General features: G+C 69.9%; 20 protein-coding genes. 10 read left to right on the top strand and 10 right to left on the bottom strand.

Annotated elements, in window-relative coordinates; all coding sequences use genetic code 11:
* Nucleotides 1-73 precede the first annotated feature (73 nt).
* Together ACWDUM_RS15135 and ACWDUM_RS15130 are read left to right on the top strand one after the other, a co-directional pair.
* Nucleotides 74-1654: an FAD-binding oxidoreductase gene (locus ACWDUM_RS15135; RefSeq protein ID WP_450134749.1), complete on the top strand. Its 1581-nt coding sequence runs from the start codon at nucleotides 74-76 to the stop codon at nucleotides 1652-1654.
* A complete protein-coding gene (locus tag ACWDUM_RS15130; protein ID WP_450134588.1) occupies nucleotides 1651-2583 on the top strand; it encodes a diacylglycerol kinase in 933 nt (310 codons plus the stop codon). The genes ACWDUM_RS15135 and ACWDUM_RS15130 overlap by 4 nt, the downstream gene beginning before the upstream one ends.
* A 19-nt stretch (nucleotides 2584-2602) precedes the next feature.
* Here ACWDUM_RS15130 and ACWDUM_RS15125 read toward each other — a convergent pair whose 3' ends face one another.
* Nucleotides 2603-3325: a PIG-L deacetylase family protein gene (locus ACWDUM_RS15125; RefSeq protein WP_450134587.1), complete on the bottom strand. Its 723-nt coding sequence runs from the start codon at nucleotides 3323-3325 to the stop codon at nucleotides 2603-2605.
* A 5-nt stretch (nucleotides 3326-3330) separates the two neighbouring features.
* Nucleotides 3331-4488: an MFS transporter gene (locus ACWDUM_RS15120; RefSeq protein ID WP_450134748.1), complete on the bottom strand. Its 1158-nt coding sequence runs from the start codon at nucleotides 4486-4488 to the stop codon at nucleotides 3331-3333.
* A 144-nt stretch (nucleotides 4489-4632) separates the two neighbouring features.
* On the opposite strand from ACWDUM_RS15120, the gene ACWDUM_RS15115 reads away from it, so the two are divergent.
* Nucleotides 4633-5520: a LysR family transcriptional regulator gene (locus tag ACWDUM_RS15115; protein WP_450134586.1), complete on the top strand. Its 888-nt coding sequence runs from the start codon at nucleotides 4633-4635 to the stop codon at nucleotides 5518-5520.
* Nucleotides 5521-5539: 19 nt separating this feature from the next.
* Here ACWDUM_RS15115 and ACWDUM_RS15110 read toward each other — a convergent pair whose 3' ends face one another.
* Entirely contained in the window at nucleotides 5540-5713 is a 174-nt protein-coding gene (locus ACWDUM_RS15110) for a hypothetical protein (RefSeq protein ID WP_450114309.1), read from the bottom strand.
* Nucleotides 5714-5952: 239 nt separating this feature from the next.
* On the opposite strand from ACWDUM_RS15110, the gene ACWDUM_RS15105 reads away from it, so the two are divergent.
* From ACWDUM_RS15105 to ACWDUM_RS15095, 3 genes are read left to right on the top strand one after another with little or no spacing between them, the layout of a single operon-like run.
* A complete protein-coding gene (locus ACWDUM_RS15105; protein WP_450134747.1) occupies nucleotides 5953-6549 on the top strand; it encodes a biotin transporter BioY in 597 nt (198 codons plus the stop codon).
* A gap of 19 nt (nucleotides 6550-6568) precedes the next feature.
* Nucleotides 6569-7249, top strand: a complete 681-nt coding sequence (locus tag ACWDUM_RS15100) for an energy-coupling factor ABC transporter ATP-binding protein (RefSeq protein WP_450134585.1) — start codon at nucleotides 6569-6571, stop codon at nucleotides 7247-7249.
* On the top strand, nucleotides 7246-7851 hold the full coding sequence (locus ACWDUM_RS15095) for an energy-coupling factor transporter transmembrane component T family protein (RefSeq protein WP_450134584.1): 606 nt from the start codon (nucleotides 7246-7248) through the stop codon (nucleotides 7849-7851). The genes ACWDUM_RS15100 and ACWDUM_RS15095 overlap by 4 nt, the downstream gene beginning before the upstream one ends.
* 145 nt (nucleotides 7852-7996) lie before the next feature.
* On the opposite strand, the gene ACWDUM_RS15090 is transcribed toward ACWDUM_RS15095, so the two are convergent.
* From ACWDUM_RS15090 to pgsA, 4 genes are all read right to left on the bottom strand, one after another.
* Nucleotides 7997-8833: a PspA/IM30 family protein gene (locus ACWDUM_RS15090; RefSeq protein ID WP_450114306.1), complete on the bottom strand. Its 837-nt coding sequence runs from the start codon at nucleotides 8831-8833 to the stop codon at nucleotides 7997-7999.
* Between the two features lie 264 nt (nucleotides 8834-9097).
* Nucleotides 9098-9478: a helix-turn-helix domain-containing protein gene (locus ACWDUM_RS15085; protein WP_450134583.1), complete on the bottom strand. Its 381-nt coding sequence runs from the start codon at nucleotides 9476-9478 to the stop codon at nucleotides 9098-9100.
* An 86-nt stretch (nucleotides 9479-9564) separates the two neighbouring features.
* A complete protein-coding gene (locus ACWDUM_RS15080; RefSeq protein ID WP_450134582.1) occupies nucleotides 9565-10065 on the bottom strand; it encodes a CinA family protein in 501 nt (166 codons plus the stop codon).
* Nucleotides 10062-10670 (bottom strand): CDP-diacylglycerol--glycerol-3-phosphate 3-phosphatidyltransferase, encoded by a 609-nt coding sequence (pgsA, locus tag ACWDUM_RS15075; RefSeq protein WP_450114379.1) that lies wholly within the window; start codon nucleotides 10668-10670, stop codon nucleotides 10062-10064. Before pgsA ends, ACWDUM_RS15080 begins: the two co-directional genes overlap by 4 nt.
* A gap of 159 nt (nucleotides 10671-10829) precedes the next feature.
* Between pgsA and ACWDUM_RS15070 the strand changes: the two genes are divergently transcribed.
* The 3 genes from ACWDUM_RS15070 to ACWDUM_RS15060 all read left to right on the top strand — a co-directional run bounded on the left by ACWDUM_RS15070 (nucleotide 10830) and on the right by ACWDUM_RS15060 (nucleotide 12182).
* Complete coding sequence (locus ACWDUM_RS15070; protein WP_450134581.1) at nucleotides 10830-11354, top strand: amino-acid N-acetyltransferase; 525 nt, start codon at nucleotides 10830-10832, stop codon at nucleotides 11352-11354.
* Between the two features lie 49 nt (nucleotides 11355-11403).
* Nucleotides 11404-11691, top strand: coding sequence for a YciI family protein (locus ACWDUM_RS15065; RefSeq protein ID WP_450134580.1), 288 nt, complete (start codon nucleotides 11404-11406; stop codon nucleotides 11689-11691).
* A gap of 200 nt (nucleotides 11692-11891) precedes the next feature.
* Complete coding sequence (locus ACWDUM_RS15060; protein ID WP_450134579.1) at nucleotides 11892-12182, top strand: YciI family protein; 291 nt, start codon at nucleotides 11892-11894, stop codon at nucleotides 12180-12182.
* 25 nt (nucleotides 12183-12207) lie between these two features.
* Here ACWDUM_RS15060 and ACWDUM_RS15055 read toward each other — a convergent pair whose 3' ends face one another.
* The 3 genes from ACWDUM_RS15055 to ACWDUM_RS15045 all read right to left on the bottom strand — a co-directional run bounded on the left by ACWDUM_RS15055 (nucleotide 12208) and on the right by ACWDUM_RS15045 (nucleotide 16898).
* Nucleotides 12208-13200 (bottom strand): TerC family protein, encoded by a 993-nt coding sequence (locus ACWDUM_RS15055; protein WP_450134578.1) that lies wholly within the window; start codon nucleotides 13198-13200, stop codon nucleotides 12208-12210.
* A gap of 217 nt (nucleotides 13201-13417) precedes the next feature.
* Nucleotides 13418-16210, bottom strand: coding sequence for a DNA translocase FtsK (locus ACWDUM_RS15050; RefSeq protein WP_450134577.1), 2793 nt, complete (start codon nucleotides 16208-16210; stop codon nucleotides 13418-13420).
* Nucleotides 16211-16271: 61 nt separating this feature from the next.
* The gene (locus tag ACWDUM_RS15045) at nucleotides 16272-16898 is read right to left on the bottom strand and encodes a TIGR03085 family metal-binding protein (protein ID WP_450134576.1); all 627 of its coding nucleotides are present in this window, start codon (nucleotides 16896-16898) and stop codon (nucleotides 16272-16274) included.
* A 62-nt stretch (nucleotides 16899-16960) separates the two neighbouring features.
* Here ACWDUM_RS15045 and ACWDUM_RS15040 point away from each other — a divergent pair, with 62 nt between their 5' ends.
* Nucleotides 16961-17740, top strand: a complete 780-nt coding sequence (locus ACWDUM_RS15040) for a sulfite exporter TauE/SafE family protein (protein WP_450114297.1) — start codon at nucleotides 16961-16963, stop codon at nucleotides 17738-17740.
* Nucleotides 17741-17770 lie beyond the last annotated feature (30 nt).

Here is a 17770-nt window from a genome sequence, read left to right as displayed (position 1 = left end):
TGTAACACTGTAACGCATGACCGACTTCACAGCGCCCGGATCGTTCGAGCGTCCGGCGACCGAGGCACCGACGATGGAGTGGGACGCCTGGGGACTCGACGCGTTCCGCAAACAGCTCTCCCCTCAGGTCCTGTCCCTGCTCGGCACCGCACTAGGGGTCGGTGCGCAGCAGGCTGCTCCCCCCGTCGAATCCGAGGTCACCCTGCGTCCGAGCACGCTGACCGACACGCACCGGGCCGCGCTCGACGAACTCGTGGGCGCGGATCACGTCCGCACCGACGAGGGCGCCCGCCTCCGGCACGCCGGCGGCAAGTCCACCCCGGACCTGCTGCGCCGCAAGGACACCCACGCACAGGATGCCCCCGACGCGGTGGTGCTCCCCGGGTCCCACGAGCAGGTCCTCACGCTGCTGCGGTGGTGCACGGAGAACGCGGTCGCGGTGGTCCCGTTCGGCGGCGGCACGAGCGTCGTCGGCGGCGTCGATCCGGTACGAGGACGATTCGGCACGGTCCTCGCCCTCGACCTACGCCGCATGAACGCCCTCGTCGACCTCGACCCGGTGTCCGGGATCGCGGTCCTGCAGGCCGGACTGACCGGACCGCAGGCCGAGGAACTGCTCGGCGCGCACGGATTCTCGCTCGGCCACTTCCCGCAGAGCTACCAGTTCGCCACCATCGGCGGCTTCGCGGCCACCCGATCGTCGGGGCAGGCGTCCGCCGGATACGGCCGCTTCGACGACATGGTCCAGCGCCTGCGCGTCGCCACCCCGACCGGCACGCTCGACCTCGGCCGCGGTCCCGCCTCCGCCGCCGGACCCGACCTGCGCGAACTGTTCGTCGGCTCGGAGGGCACCTTCGGCGTCATCACCGACGTCACGGTCCGGGTTCATCCCACGCCCGCGACCACCTCGTACCGGGCCTGGTCGTTCCCCGATTTCGAGACCGGGGCGAACGCGCTGCGCACCGTCATCCAGACCGGCGCCGCCCCCACCGTGATGCGTCTGTCCGACGAGGCCGAGACCGGCATCAACCTGGCCCTCGCCGGGGACATCGGCGGCGACAGCCCCACCTCGGGCTGCCTGGCGATCACCACGTTCGAGGGCACAGAGGCGCACGTGCGGGCCCGCTCCGAGGAGGCTGGCGCACTGCTGGCCGCGGCCGGCGGCACCGACCTCGGCGACGGCCCGGCCCGCGCGTGGGAGCACGGCCGCTTCGACGCGCCGTACCAGCGCGACGCCCTGCTGAACGCCGGCGCGATCGTCGAGACCCTCGAGACCGCGACCCACTGGTCCAACCTGACGAACCTGCGGACGGCGGTCACTGCCGCGCTCACCGAATCCCTTGCCGCGCAGGGCACCCCACCGCTGGTGATGTGCCACATCTCGCACACCTACGCCACCGGCGCCTCGCTGTACTTCACGATCGTGTGCGCGCAGACAAGCGATCCGCTGCCCCAGTGGGAGGCGGCGAAGCGGGCGGCCGGGGATGCGATCGTGTCCGCGGGCGGCACCATCACCCACCACCACGCCGTCGGGCGCGACCACCGGCCGTGGATGACCGACGAGATCGGCGAACTCGGCGCGAGCGTGCTGCGAGCAGTCAAGGACGCAATCGACCCCGCCGGGATCCTCAACCCTGGAAAGCTGATCCCATGAATTCGGTGACGGTGCTCACCAATCCGCACGCCGGCGGCGGGCACCCGCACGAGGTGACCGCTGCCGCGACGGCGCGCCTGCGCGAGCGCGGACTCGACGTCACCACGATCGAGGGTCGCACGCCTGAGGAGGCGCTGGCGTTGACGCGCGCCGCCGTCGCCTCCGGCACCGACGCCCTCGTCGCGGTGGGTGGGGACGGGCTGGTGAACATCGCCTGGCAGGCGCTGGCAGGCACCGAGGTCCCGCTTGGCATCGTGCCGGGCGGCACCGGCAACGACCACGCCCGGCTGTTCCGCGTGCCGATGGACGACCCGGCTGCGGCGGCGGACGTCGTGGTGGACGGCGAGGTCGCCGAGGTCGACCTGGGTCGGGCCCTCCTCGGTGACTCTGGCGTGCACTGGTTCGGCACGGTGCTGTGCAGCGGCTTCGACTCGCTGGTGACCGAGCGGGCGAACCGGATGACGTGGCCGCGCGGCCCGATGCGCTACAACCTGGCGATGCTCGCCGAGTTGGCGAGCCTCCGGGCGATCGGGTACCGGATCGTCCTCGACGACCGCACCCTCGAAGTGGACGCGGCGATGGTGTCGGTCGGCAACGGCACCTCGTACGGCGGCGGCATGCTGATCGCGCCCGGCGCCAGCGTCACCGACGGGCTGTTCGACGTGGTCGTGGTGTCACCGGGCAGCCGGCTCAAGCTGGTGCGCCTGTTCCCCACCGTCTACAAGGGCACCCACGTGAACCTCGACGAGGTGCAGGTGTACCGCTCCCGGCGCGTCCGGCTGGAGGCTCACATCCCGGGTCGCTCCGCGGGCTCCGCTCCCACCGGGATCGTCGCGTACGCCGACGGGGAACGGATCGCGCCACTGCCCCTCGACATCGAGACGGTGCCGCGGGCCGGTCGAGCCATCGTGGGCGCGCCGATCGGCTGACATCCTGCGGGGCCGGCGGTCAGAACGAGTACAGCTCGAACCCGACCGCCCGCTCCGCGGGGAACCCGACCTTCGGGCCGGTCGCCATCTCGATCTGCGCCGCGGCCTGCTCGGCGACCGGGGTGTCGCTCAGTGCAGCGAGGTAGCGGGCGTGCTCGGACAGCGAGGCCACGGCCCGGTCGACCGTGTCCGTCACGTCGACGGCATGGGTGACGCCGACCATCACGTTGACCGCGACCCAGCGCACGCCCGTCCAGCGGGGCTCGGTCAGGTCGGGGAAGATCCACTCGTTGGCGGCATCGGACACCGCGTCGAGGGCGGCCTGCCCGACCGCCCGGTGGTCGGCGCTGTTTCGCATCCCCGGCGCCCACGTCTCGTGGTGGTTCAGCGTCACCACGAACTCGGGGCGGTAGCGCCGGATCGCCGCGGCCAGCGACCTGCGCAGCGCGAGACCGTACTCGAGGCGGCCGTCCGGATGCCCGAGGAACTCGACCTCGCTCACGCCGACCACGGCGGCCGATCGGCGTTCCTCCGCCTCGCGCAGCGGTGCGCACTCGGCCGGCGCGAGTCCCTCGATTCCCGCCTCGCCGCTGGTGGCGAGAACATAGCGAATGTCCTTGCCCTGCTTCGTCCACCGCGCGACGGCGGCCGCGCAGCCGTACTCGATGTCGTCGGGGTGCGCGACGATGACCACACCGCGCTGCCAGTCCTCGGGGATCGCTTCTGTGCCGGCCGATTCCATGTCCTTCAGGATGCCTGTTCCGCCGCCGACTCGCGTGCCACGGCGCGCAGGTCCGCCACCCACACCAGCAGGCCGACGATCGCGAGGACCAGGCCGAGCAGGCACACCCCGGGCCAGCCTGCCGACGCCCACGCGAGCGATCCGAGCGCGGAGCCGGTGGCCGCGCCGATGAAGTACGCCGTCATGTAGACGGAGGTCACGCGGGCGCGGGCGTGCGGCGCGAGGGTGTAGATCACGCTCTGATTGCTCACGTGCACGCTCTGCAACGCCATGTCCGCGACGAGCATGGCGGCCAGAAATGCCGGCAGGCTGTGGCCGCCGAGCGCGAACAGCCCCCAAGACGCACACAGCAGCACCGCTCCGGTCCCCGTGGTGGCCTGCACGAATCCGCGGTCGGCGAGGCGTCCGGCCGCATTCGCCATCAGAGCGCCGGCGACGCCGGCCAGGCCGACCAGTCCGATCGCGGCATCGTCGAAACCGAAGCTGTCACCCGAGAGCAGGAACGCCATCGTCGCGAACACGACACCGACGGACGCGAACGCGACCCCGCCGAGCACGCTGCGGATCCGCAGGCGCGGCTCGTCCCGGATCAGTCGCCCCATCGAGACCAGAATCCCGCGGTAACCGAGGCCGAGATCCTCCCTGGAGGGCGGCAGCGCACGCCACAACGCGAGCGCGATTACCACCATCAGCACCGCCGACACCCGGTACACCGTCTGCCAGCCGCCGAGCCCGGACAGCAGCCCCGCGACGCTGCGGGCGAGGAGGATGCCGACGAGCAGACCGCTCATCACCGTGCCGACCGCGGTGGCGCGGCGCTCCGGCGCGGCGAGGGTGGCGGCGAACGGCACCAGCACCTGCGCGGCCACCGAGAAGAGCCCGGCGGCCGCGGTCCCGACCATCAGCCAGCCGATCGACGGCGCGAACCCGCTGACCGCCTGCCCGGCGGCCGCGAGCAGCATCAGGCCGACGCTGAGTGCGCGCCGGTCCAGCAGGTCGCCGAGCGGGACCAGGAACAGCAGGCCGATTCCGTAGGACACCTGCGCGACGGTGACGGTGACCGCCGCCGTCGACTGACTGACGCCCAGCGCATCCGCGATCGAGTCCAGCAGTGGCTGGTTGAAGTAGTTGCCGCCCGCACACAGGCCGGTCGCGACCGCCATGAGGAGCAACAGCGGCCGGGACAGTCCGGTCGAGACAGAGGTGGAGGTCGTGGTCACTCGCTCGATTCTTGGCCCGCACGAAGCATCTGTCTAACATCTGAATCAGATGCTGTTGATCGTTAAAAGTGATGAGAGAGTGATTCGGTGGAGTTCCGCCAGCTCAGATACGCGCTCGCCGTGGCCGAGGAACGACACTTCACCCGCGCCGCGCAACGCCTTCATGTGGCCCAGTCCGCACTCAGTCACCAGGTCGCTGCCCTCGAATCCGAACTCGGCGCCCGCCTGTTCGACCGCACCAGCCGCCGGGTGACGCTCACGCCCGCCGGCGAGGACTTCGTGCTGCACGCCCGCGAGGTTCTCGCCGCGACCGAACGATTGCGGGCCGGAGTGGCGAGCACCACCGACACCGTCGCGGGCGTACTCCGGATCGGCACGATCTCCACACTGACCCAACTGGACCTGCCCGCGCTGGTCCGCGAGTACCGCGACCGCCATCCGGGCGTGTCCGTCCAACTCGTCCCCGCGATGAGCGAAGCCATCGCCGCCCAGGTCGATTCGGGCGACCTCGACCTCGGCTTCATCGGCCTCTGGCACACCCGCCCGCAGGCGGGACTCGACGCGGTCGCACTCGGCACCGAGCGACTGACCGCCGTCGTCTCGGACGAGCACCCGTGGTCCGGACGAGCCCGGATCACCCTGCTCGACCTCGCCACCGAACCGAGCATCGACTTCCCCGCCGGGACCGGTGCCCGCAGGCAGAGCGACGACGCGTTCACCGCAGCGGGACTGCCACGCCGAGTGGTCGCCGAGGCCGGCTCTGCGGACCTCGTCGCAGAGCTGACCCGCGCCGGCGTCGGGATCGGGATACTGCCCGAGTCCTATGCCCGCGGTTCCGGGCTGCGACTGCTCCCCATCGCCGATGCCCCGATCCGCACGGTCCACCTGGTCACCAACCCGCGCCTGCTGACACCGATTGCACGAGCGTTCGTCGATCTCGCCTGCCTGCATCTGACCGACCCCGAATCCTCGTGACGGCCCGGTCCTCGCGACGTCAGATCCTCGTGACGTCGCTCGAGTCCTTGTCCGAGAACGCCTTGACCAACAGGTAGACACCGAACACGACCGCGCTGACCGCGAGGATCCAGAACAGTCCCTTCACGAGCACCCCGACCAGCGCCAGGGCAACCCACACCAGCGCCACCACGCCGACAATCTTCCAGAACACGTCGGTCCTCCGTTCCATCCGGCGGAACACCACGACTTGGTGGTCCGTTGCCATCCAGCCTGACACGTCGCGAGCTACATATCACCAGCTCAACGGCAAGATCAGGGAAAGATCAGGGTGATCCCCCATGCCCTGCCCACCTCCCGGCGGGGTGGAGGGCGACCACCGTGTGAGCGGCCTGACATAAGCTCGACCGGTCCCCGTCCTGCAAGGAGCTCTGCACCGTCGTGTCCTCCCGAATCTCCGGCGCCTCCCCGCTGACCGCGCGCGACCTCGCCCAGGTCGCCGTCTTCGCGGCGCTGATCATCGCGCTCGGCCTGCCCGGCACCATCACCATCGGCACCTCGGGGGTTCCGATCACCCTGCAGAGCCTCGGCGTGATGGCCGCCGGCGCACTGCTCGGGGCGCGCAAGGGCACGCTCGCCGTGCTCACGGTCATCGCGGTCGGCCTGGCCCTGCCGGTCCTCGCCGGCGGCCGGACCTCACTGACCGCGGTGGCCAGCCCGACCGCGGGCTTCCTGATCGGCTGGATCCCGACCGCGGCGGTCATCGGCTGGCTGACGGTCAAGGCGCTGCCGCGCTACAACGTGATTCTCGGGACGCTGATCAACCTGCTCGGTGGCATCGTTGTGCTGTACGCGTTCGGCATTGCCGGAATGCTGCTACGCACCGATCTCACCTTCTGGGCGGCACTGTCCGCGAACGCCACCTTCCTTCCGGGCGACGCGGTCAAGGCCGTTGTTGCGGCTGTGGTCGCGGCCCAGGTGCACCGCGCGTATCCCGCGCTGCTCACCGATCGGCGAGTGTCCACGGCACCCGCGGTCGACCCGGCCTGACCTCGCTCCCACGCACCCGATGAGCGAGATCCGTTTCCAGTCAGTCGCGCACCACTACGGGGAGCGCGCGGTGCTCGCGGGCGTCGACCTGACCCTGACGGAATCCCGGATCGGGGTCGTCGGCGCCAACGGCAGCGGCAAGTCGACGCTCGCCCGGATGGTCAACGGGCTGGTCGTGCCCAGCGTCGGGAAGGTCACCGTCGACGGCCTGGACACCGCCAGGGACGGGCGCAAGGTGCGCCGCAAGGTCGGGTTCGTGTTCACCGACCCGGACCACCAGATCATCATGCCGACCGTGGCCGAGGACATCGCGTTCTCCCTCAAGAAGTCGGGACTGTCGGCCGCCGAGCGCGATTCCCGTGTCACCGAGGTGCTGGACCGGTTCGGCCTGGCCGGTCACGCCGACCACCCCACCCACCTGCTGTCCGGCGGTCAGAAGCAGCTCCTTGCGCTCGCGGCGATCATGGTCACCGACCCCGAGGTGATCGTCGCGGACGAACCGACGACCCTGCTGGACCTGCGCAACACCCGGCTGGTCGCCGAGACTTTCGCGGCACTGCCGCAGCAGCTGATCGCGGTGACCCATCACCTCGACCTGCTCCACGACTTCGACCGGGTGATCGTCGTCGACTCGGGTGGTGTCGCCGCCGACGGCTCCCCCGCCGAGGCGATCGGCTTCTACCGGCGGCTCGTCGGATGACGACGCTCGGCCTGTACCGGCCCGGCCACTCGGTTCTGTACCGGCTGCCGGCCGGGGCGAAACTGGCCGGGCTGATGCTGGTCCTCATCGCGCTCGCGGTGACGGTCCGGGCGCCGTGGCATCTCGTCCCGGCCGCGGCCGTCGTCGTCTCGGGGTACGCCATCGCCCGGATCCCGCCGCGCGTCGCGCTCGCCCAGCTGCGTCCGGTGCTCTGGATGCTCGCGTTCATCGCGGCCTTCCAGGTGGTGTTCACCGGGTGGCGCCGGGCGCTCGTGGTGTGCGGGGTACTGCTGCTGTCGGTCGCGGTCGCCGCGCTCGTGTCGCTGACCACGCGAGTCCTGGACATGCTCGACGCCCTGCACCGGGTCCTGGGCCCGCTGCGCCGATTCGGCGTCAATCCCGATCGGGTCGGTCTCGTGCTGGCGATGACGATCCGCTGCATCCCCCTGCTCGCCGGCCTGGTGGCCGAGGTGACCGAGGCACGCCGGGCCCGCGGGCTCGGCTTCTCGCTGCGCGCGCTCGCGGTGCCCGTCGTGATCGGTGCGTTGCGGACCGCGGACGCGATGGGCGAAGCCCTCGCCGCCCGCGGCGTCGACGACTGACGCGACCCTGCCCCTGACCCCGCGAGTACCGGCGGCGCGGGCAGGGACGGAGCCGGAGAGCGTCCCGTGCCGTCACCAGGTCCACGACACGCGAGAGCCCGCCCCGGAAGGTTCCGGGGCGGGCTCTCGCGGCTACGGTGAGTGGCTACTGCGCGGCCGGGCCTGCGGCATCCGGCTTGGCGGCAGGCGTCTTCGGCGCGACGGCAGGGGTCGCGGTGCCTGCAGCGGGGGTGGCGGCACCGCCGGCGGGCAGCGCGTCGCCCTTCATCGAGGCACGGATCTGCTCGAGGCGGCTGTGGCCGGCCATCTGGACGCTGGCCTGCTGAACCTCCATCATCCGGCCCTGGACGGAGTTCTGGGCCAGCTCGGCCGAGCCGAGGGCATCCGCGTAGCGACGTTCGATCTTGTCGCGCACGGCGTCCAGGCTCGGCGTGTTGCCGGGCGCGGACAGCGTGGCGTCCATGGACCGCAGCGAATCGCTGACCTTCTCCTGCATCTTCGCCTGCTCGAGCTGGCTGAGCAGCTTGGTGCGCTCGGCGACCTTGGCCTGCAGCGCCATCGCGTTCTGCTCGACGGCCTTCTTGGCCTGCGCAGCCGCCTGCAGCGACTGGTCGTGCAGCGCCTTGAGGTCCTCGACGGACTGCTCGGCGGTGACCAGCTGCGCGGCGAACGCTTCGGCCGCGTTGGTGTACTGGATGGCCTTCTCCGTGTCGCCCGCGGTCTGAGCCTGGTCGGCGAGGGTCACGGCCTGGCGAGCGTTGGCGTTGAGCTTCTCGACCTCGTCGAGCTGGCGGCTGAGCTTCATCTCCAGCTGACGCTGGTTGCCGATGACGGACGCGGCCTGCTGCGAGAGCGCCTGGTGCTGACGCTGCGCGTCCTCGATTGCCTGCTGAATCTGAACCTTCGGGTCCGCCTTCTCGTCGATCTTCGAGTTGAAGAGCGCCATCAGGTACTTCCAGGCCTTGACGAACGGGTTTGCCATTGGTTTGATCCTGCCTCCATCTGATGCCGCGTCATCCGCGACCCGGTGCGCGACCGTCGCCCACCGGACTAGCGCCACTGCCCTCACCTGGTGCTCGAGCGAGCCACCACGCGCGTGAATCCGGTGGCTCGATGTCGAATCTACAGCGATCCGCGGCCATCGCACGCCATCCGCGCCGTACCGGAACCGACAGACCGAAACCGGACGGATCGGACGACGTGCACGCCCTCCGCGGTCAGCCCACGGCCGACGCCGTTTCCTCGCTCAGGCCGCGGCCAAGGCCGTGGCCGACGGCGCCGGAATCACCATTCGGGTGTCCTCGTCGATGCGCGGGGCTGCAGACGGCACCGCCTCTCGAACCGCCGGGGACTGCTCCGCCTCGGGCGAGGCGGTCCGTGTGCGATCCATCACGGCGTCCGACAGTGTCTCGCTCACTTCGTGGAGCACCTCTGCCAGCGGAACGTCGAGCGCGTCACAGATGGCCGCGAGCAGCTCGCTCGATGCCTCCTTGCGGCCCCGTTCCACCTCGGAGAGGTAACCCAGGCTGACCCGCGCCGAGCTTGACACCTCGCGCAGGGTGCGGCTCTGGGCCACCCTCGTGCGCCGAAGACTGTCCCCGAGCGCTTCTCGCAACAACACGGTCATCTGGCACCTCCTTCGTCTGCACCCGACGGTTGATACGACGAGTCCTGTTGATTCAACGTGTCGTCGTGTCGAGTTGGTTCCCGACCCTATCCCGCCGACCCCGAGCGCACGCGACCGAGGACGTCGGACAGGGCCTCGATCACCGCCCCGCGCCGGATATCCCAGCGATTTCCCGGCAACGTCAGTTGCCGAACCCGGACCCCGTCCCGGCCTGCGACGCCGACGAACACCGTCCCGACCTGCTTGCCGTCCTGCGGATCCGGTCCCGCCACCCCGGTCAGCCCCACACCCCAGTCGGCGCCGCACCGGGCCGCGGCACCCGTGGCCAGTTCGGCGGCCGTGCTCGCGGCGACGGGGCCGTCCGACGCGAGCGTCGCCGGGGACACGCCGGCCAGGTCCGCCTTGAGTTCGGTGGCATACACGATCAAGCCCCCACGCAGCACGACGCTGGCACCGGGTACCCCGGCGATGGTCGCGGCGAGCAGTCCGGCGGTGAGCGATTCGGCGGTGGCGACCGTCTGCCGTCGACCGGTCAGCTCCGCCACCAGTGCCGGGGCGTCGGTGCCCGTGGTCAGCGGATCGGTCACTGCGCGGGATGGTGCGAGTGCACCCCTGCGCGCAACCGAATCGACTGCACGACGTAGTCGAGTCCGGTGACGACGGTCAGGGCCACCGCCAATCCCATCACGACGGCCGCGGCGCTCGCCCAGGCACCGGACAGCGGGAGCAGGTACATCCCGATCGCCAGGGCCTGTACCAGAGTCTTGAGCTTGCCGCCTCGGCTGGCGGGGATCACACCGTGCCGCAGCACCGCGAATCGGAGAACGGTGATGCCGATCTCTCTCGCGGCGATGATCCCAGTTACCCACCAGCTCAGATCGCCGAGTATCGAAAGGCCGACGAGGGCCGCACCGATCAGCGCCTTGTCCGCGATCGGGTCGGCGAGCTTGCCGAAATCGGTCACCAGGCCGTACTTGCGGGCCAGCTGACCGTCGATCCGGTCGGTGATCGCCGCGACCGCGAACACGACCGTCGCCGCGATCCGCCACGCGGTCTCGTGCCCGTCGCCGACGAACAACACCACCAGAAACACCGGAACGAGCACGATACGCAGCACCGTCAGCACATTCGCTATGTTCAGCAGCGGCACCGGGCGACCGGCGACGGTCTCGGGGAGGTCAGTCGACGGCATCGAAGCGCCGTTCGACTCCCATTGCTGCGCGGTCATCTCCCCACCCCCCGAGGGTCGCGTCGAAGGCGCATCCCCGAGGCGTCATCGAGGCGGGCGGAGGCAAGGCGGGACGGCACATGGCTCAGAATATCGTTTCATGCCCCGACTACTGTGCACCCCATGACTTCAGGCCCCAGCAAATTCGTACTGGGCACGCCGGCGGTACGTCGCGCGCGCACTTCCGACATCCCGGACATCAAGCGCCTGATCGACGTCTACGCCGGCCGCATCCTGCTGGAGAAGAACCTCGTGACGCTGTACGAGGCGGTCCAGGAGTTCTGGGTCGCCGAGCTCGACGGTGAGATCGTGGGTTGCGGCGCGCTGCACGTGCTGTGGGCTGACCTGGGCGAGATCCGCACGGTGGCAGTGGATCCGAAGGTCAAGGGCCGCGGTGTCGGCCACCTGGTCGTCGCCCGTCTGGTCGAGATGGCGCGCGAACTGGAACTCGAGCGGGTCTTCGTCCTCACGTTCGAGGTCTCCTTCTTCGGCCGGCACGGGTTCGTCGAGATCGAGGGCACGCCCGTCACCGCCGAGGTGTACGCCGAGATGTGCCGGTCCTACGACACCGGTGTCGCCGAGTTCCTCGACCTGAGCTATGTCAAACCGAACACACTCGGCAACACCCGCATGTTGCTGACCCTCTGATTTCCTTCCCACCGCGCCGTTCACCGCCCCGAGAGAAAGCGAGCCCTTCGTGCCCGTCATCGCCGTCGAATACACCTACAGTGCTTCCACTGCCGCAGCGCGGGACGCACTCCGTCCCGATCATCGGGGCTGGCTGGCCGGTCTGGTGGAGTCGGGCACGGTCCTGAGCACCGGGCCCTACGCCGACGGTAGCGGCGCGTTGATCCTCGTGTCCGCCGCCGACGCGGAAGCCGCCCGCACCCTGTTCGAGAACGACCCGTTCGGCCGGGCCGGTCTCGTCGAGGCCGCCCGGTTCACCGAGTGGACCCCCGTGATGGGCGCATTCACCGCCAGGTGACTCTTCGGTAGCAAAGTTGGAACGGTCCGCGTATTTCTCGACGCCGAAGCGTCTGACGGAATACTCTCAGCACACCCGCGTTCGGCCGGAAATTCCGTACCGATCGTTCTGTGTTTGCAGACCGCGGTATCCGACGGAGCCGGGCGGGGTGGAGATGTCCCGGGCGTTCTCGTGTCGGTCGTAGTAGGAAGCGAGTCCCGATGCCATACATCGCCGTCGAGTACGTCTACCGCGACGGCTCGGTACCCGACCGTGACATACACCGCCCCGCCCACCTCGTATGGCTGGCCGAGCTGGTCAAACAGGGTCACGTCCTCACGGCCGGCCCCTACCTGGACGACAGCGGCGCTCTGCTGCTGCTGGAGGTCCCGGATGTGAAGGCGGCCGAGAAACTGCTCTCCGACGACCCGTTCACCCACGCCGGCATCGTCATCGACGCGCGCTACACCGAGTGGAAGCCCGTCATGGGGACCTTCACCCCACCGGTGTAGCGCGCCGCCGAAGTGCGTCGAGCGATCAGGCGGAGGCCTTCTCGGCCTGGTCGCCACGGGTCTTGAGCAGGCTGGCCACGGTGGTGACGATCAGAACACCGACGATGAAGATCAGTGAGAACGCGATGCTGACCTCGGGCACGCTGACGTGCTCGCCACCGTTGATGAACGGCAAGGTGTTCTCGTGCAGCGCGTGCAGCACAAGCTTCACACCGATGAACGCGAGAATGATCGACAGGCCGTAGGACAGGTACACCAGCCGTTCGAGCAGGCCGCCGATGAGGAAGAACAGCTGCCGCAGGCCCATCAGCGCGAACGCGTTGGCGGTGAAGACGATGTACGGCTCCTTGGTGAGTCCGTAGATGGCCGGGATCGAGTCGAGCGCGAACAGGATGTCCGTGAAGCCGATTGCGACCAGGGCGAGCAGGAGCGGAGTGACGAATCGCCTGCCGTCGATCTTGGTGACCAGCTTGTCGCCGTCGTACTCCTCGGTGGTCGGCACGACCTTCCGCACCAGCGAGACGATCCGATTCTCCCGCTCCTCCTCGGCCTCGGCCTCGTTCCCGTGGTCCTTGACCAGCTTGATCGCGGTGTACACGAGGAAGAAGCCGAACAGGTAGAAGACCCAGCTGTAGGCGTTGATCGCCGCGGCGCCGACCGCGATGAAGGCGCCGCGCAGGACCAGGGCCATCACGATGCCCCACAACAGCACCTTCTGCTGGTACTCACGGGGCACCGCGAAGCTCGACATGATGATCACGAAGACGAACAGGTTGTCCACCGAGAGCGCCTTCTCGGTGATGTACCCGGCGAAGTACTCGCCGCCTGCCCCGGTTCCCCACTGCCACATGACGAACAGCCCGAACAGGATCGCGATGCCGATGTAGACGGCAGACCAGAAGCCGGATTCACGCAGGGTGGGTGCGTGCGGTGTCCGCACGTGGGCGAAGAAGTCGAAGACGAACAGGCCCAGGATCACCAAGCAGGTGATGATCCAGACCAGTGGTGTGATGTGCACGCGCAAACCTCCGGGGTCGGTGAAGACACCGGAGGTCTCTCCCGCCGTCCGTCACCCGGTGGACACGCGCCGCGCGCCGCCGGAACGTCCGACCGACAACCCCGGAGCGGCGACGGCGCCGTTCGTGTTGACGAGGTTGCCACGGATCACGGGGATACTCCCCTCCAAAGCCTCCCCATTCAATCACAACGACCACGCCTCACCACCAACGACCAGGTCAGTCGTCGGATGCGGATTCGTCCGGGTCCCCACCCCGGATCGACCACAGCAGCCCGTCCAGCTCGTCCGGCTTGATCAGCACCTCGCGCGCCTTCGATCCCTCGCTGGGGCCGACGACGCCGCGGGTCTCCATCAGGTCCATCAGTCGTCCGGCCTTCGCGAACCCGACGCGCAGCTTTCGCTGCAGCATCGAGGTGGACCCGAACTGACTGGTGACCACCAGTTCGACGGCCTGGAGCAGGACGTCCATGTCGTCGCCGATGTCGGGGTCGACGTCCTTCTTCTCCGCGGCCTTGGCCGTGGTGACGCCCTCGGTGTACTCGGGTTCGGCCTGGTTCTTGGTGAAGTCGACGACGGCCGCGATCTCCTCGTCGGTGATGAACGCGCCCTGCATGCGGGTCGGCTTGCCCGCACCCATCGGCAGGAACAGCCCGTCACCCATGCCGATCAGCTTCTCGGCGCCCGGCTGATCGAGGATGACCCGCGAGTCGGTCAGCGAGGAGGTCGCGAACGCGAGCCGGGACGGCACGTTCGTCTTGATCAGACCGGTGACGACGTCGACCGACGGGCGCTGGGTGGCCAGCACCAGGTGGATGCCGGCGGCGCGGGCCTTCTGGGTGATCCGGACGATCGCCTCCTCGACGTCGCGCGGCGCGGTCATCATCAGGTCGGCGAGCTCGTCGACGATCGCGAGGATGTACGGGTACGGCCGGTACACCCGCTCACTGCCCAGCGGCGCGGTGATCTCCCCGGACCTGACCTTCTTGTTGAAGTCGTCGATGTGCCGGACCTTGTTGGCCTGCATGTCCTGGTACCGCTGTTCCATCTCCTCGACGAGCCAGGCGAGCGCGGCGGCCGCCTTCTTCGGCTGGGTGATGATGGGCGTGATCAGGTGCGGGATGCCCTCGTAGGGCGTCAACTCGACCATCTTCGGGTCGATCAGGATCATCCGGACCTCGTCCGGCGTCGCGCGCTGCAGCAGCGACACCAGCATCGAGTTGACGAAGCTGGACTTACCGGAGCCGGTGGAGCCGGCGACCAGCAGGTGCGGCATCTTCGCGAGGTTTGCGCTGACGAAGTCGCCCTCGATGTCCTTGCCGAGGCCGATGACCAGCGGGTGATGATCCTTGCGGGTGCTCGGCGCGGCGAGCACGTCGGCGAGTCGGACCATCTCGCGATCGGTGTTGGGCACCTCGATACCGACCGCGGACTTGCCGGGGATCGGTGCCAGCAGCCGCACGTTGTCGGTGGCGACGGCGTACGCGATGTTCCGGGCGAGCGCGGTGATCTTCTCGACCTTCACGCCGGGGCCGAGTTCGACCTCGTAGCGGGTGACGGTCGGGCCTCTGGTGTAGCCGGTGACCGCGGCGTCGATCTTGAACTGCTCGAGCACCTCGGTGATGGCGTCGATCATCGCCTGGTTCGCGGAACTGCCGGTCTTCGGCGGATCGCCCTCGATCAGCAGGTTCGCCGGAGGCAGGGTGTAGTCGCCCTCGATCACCCGTTCCGGGATCAGCATCTCCGGTTCGTCGTCGGGCTTCGGCGCCGGCGGTGCGGGCTTGACCTGCGGCTTCGCCTTCGGCTTGGGTTTGGGCGGGGCCGGGGCCGCCGTCGCGGCGGCCTCGAGGTCCGGATCGCGGACGAGCACTTCCGTCGGCGCGTATCCCTCGTCGAGCGGGTAGTTCGTGGCCGGATCGGTGGCGACCGGATGGTCGTCGAAGCGGGCGTACCCGGACGCGTTGACCCCGGCGGGCCGGCCGCTGTCCCCGCCGGCGGGCCGGCCGTCGTCGACCGGGTAGCCGTCCGCGTCGAACAGGGACGGGTCGTAGTCGGCCTCGTTGCGGCGGCGCGTGGGGCGCAGGTTGCGCAGCCCCTTGAGGTAGTCGGGTTCGTGGTCGCCGTACTCCGAGACGGCCTCGTCGTCGTAGGCGTCCCCTTCGCCGTCGTACGGTTCGTAATCGTCGTCGTGCCGTGACGCGCCGACCAGTGAGCGCAGCCGACCGGGCACCTCGCGGACGGTGGTCCCGGTCAGCAGCAGCACACCGAAACCCATCGCGAGCAGCAGCAACGGCACCGACAGCCAGAAAGTCACTCCGTCGGTGAGCGGCCCGCCCGCGATGTAACCGATCATGCCGGCGCCGTTTGCCCGACCGTCGGCGTCGCGGGGTTCGCCGCTGATCACGTGGTACACGCCGAGCGCGGGTACCGCGATGAGCAGGGAGCCGAGCACCAGGCGTGGACGGATTTCCGGATTCGGCTCGGTCCGCATCAGGATCACCGCGACCACGACACCGATCACCGGCAGCATCGCGGCGCCGCCGCCGAACAGCGCGCGGATCCCGGTCTCGATCCAGCCGCCGACGGGTCCGCCGGCCGAGAACCACATCGCGGCGGCGATCACGGCACTGACCGCGATCAGGCCGAGCGCGATCCCGTCGCGGCGGTGCCCGTGCTCGATGTCCGCGGCACGGCCCACAGTTCGGGTGGTGGCCCCGACTCCGCGGGCCATCAGCGTCCAGCCGCGACCGAGACCGGCGCCGACGGTCTGCAACGCGCCGCCGGACTTGCGGGCGGCGGGACGACGGTTCGCGGGCCGGGGTGCGGTGGCCTTGCGCGGGGTGCTGACGGTCTTGGTGGTTCGACTGCGCGGCTTGGCGCCCCCGCTCTTCGACGCCCCACCCTTCGCGGCCCCGCCCTTCGAGCCCGGGGAGGACGAGCCACCGGACGACCCACCGCGCGCGGTCGACCGCGGGGTGCTCGTGGTGGATCGGGTTCCGGACTTACCAGCCATGATGGTCAGGCTAGTCGCTTCGGCCCCATCGGGACCATCCGCAACACCCGCAACAGGGGTGTCAGACGCCCCGCGGCATCGCCCGGACCGCAGCGACCGCCTGGTCCGGGCCGTCGAACGCGACTCGGACCGCGTCCCGCCCGAACGCGTACAGCGCCAGCTCGGCGGGGGTGCCGGTCAGGGTCACCTCGTCCGCGCCGGCGGCCTTCCGCGGGACCACCCGGCGCCCCTGCCCGGCGTCGATGACGACGGTGCAGGGCGCCTTTCGGAACGCCATCCTGCCCATCCGCCTCGCGAGCGCCCACAGTGCGGCGTCCCAGTCCGCCCCCAGGTCACGAGGCTCCCAGTCGCCGCCGGCCCGCCGGACGTCCTCGTGGTGCACGAACATCTCCCCCAGGTTCGCCTGGGCGTCGACGAGCCACAACGGCGACCAGACCGGTGGACCCGCGCGCACCAGCTCGAGCAGCTCGGGGTACGGGCGCCGCGCGAGTTCGGCCTGCACCTTCGCGGTGTATCCGGCCAGGGGCGCGATCATGATCCCGGGGGACGCGTCGAGGCGCCGTTCCCGGAGCACCAGATGCGCGGCGAGGTCGCGGGTGGTCCAGTCCCCGCACAGGGTCGGGGCGTCGGGTCCGACCGCGGTCATCGTCTCCACCAGGGCGTGGCGTTCGTCACGGGCGAGGCTCATGCCGCGCACGCTACCGCTCCCCGCGCGTCGGCGAGGAAGTCGGCGCCGATAGCGTGCCGAGAATGTCCGCCGCCGAAATGATCGTCATCGCGCTGGCCGGGTTCTGTGCCGGCGGCATCAATGCGATCGTCGGATCCGGGACGCTGGTCACATTCCCGACGCTCGTGGCGTTCGGCTATCCCCCGGTGGTCGCAACGATGTCGAACGCGGTCGGACTCGTGGCGGGCGGTGTCTCCGGAACCTGGGGCTACCGGCGGGAACTGGGCGGCCAGTGGGATCGGCTGCGCTGGCAGATCCCGGCCTCGCTGCTCGGCGCACTGCTCGGTTCGTGGTTGCTGCTGCGACTGCCGGACGAGGCGTTCGTGACGATCGTGCCGATCCTGCTGATCGGGGCGCTGATCCTGGTGGTGACGGGGCCGCGGATCCAGGCGTGGGCGCGTTCCCGGGCGGAGGCGGCGGGCCGCACCGCCGACCACGTGGGCACCGGCCGCATGATCGCGCTCACCGCGGGCACGTTCGCGGTCGGCGTGTACGGCGGCTACTTCACCGCGGCGCAGGGCATCCTGCTGATCGGGGTGATGGGTGCGCTGCTGCCCGAGTCGATGCAGCGGATGAACGCGGCGAAGAACCTGCTGGCGCTGCTGGTGAATGTCGTCGCGGCGACGACGTACACGCTGGTCGCGTTCGACCGGATCGACTGGGCCGCGGCCGGCCTGATCGCGGCGGGATCGCTGGTCGGCGGGTCCGTCGGCGCCCGCTACGGCCGGCGACTGTCCCCCAACGCACTGCGTGCCGCGATCGTGACGCTCGGCCTGATCGGACTGTGGCGGCTGCTCGCCTGACGGCGCCGGTCACGCGAAACACGTTCGGCC

It is taken from the genome of Rhodococcus sp. NPDC003322 (assembly GCF_053589555.1).
The sequence above is the reverse complement of the archived record's forward strand: the minus strand, read 5'-3'. Positions and strand labels throughout refer to the sequence as shown.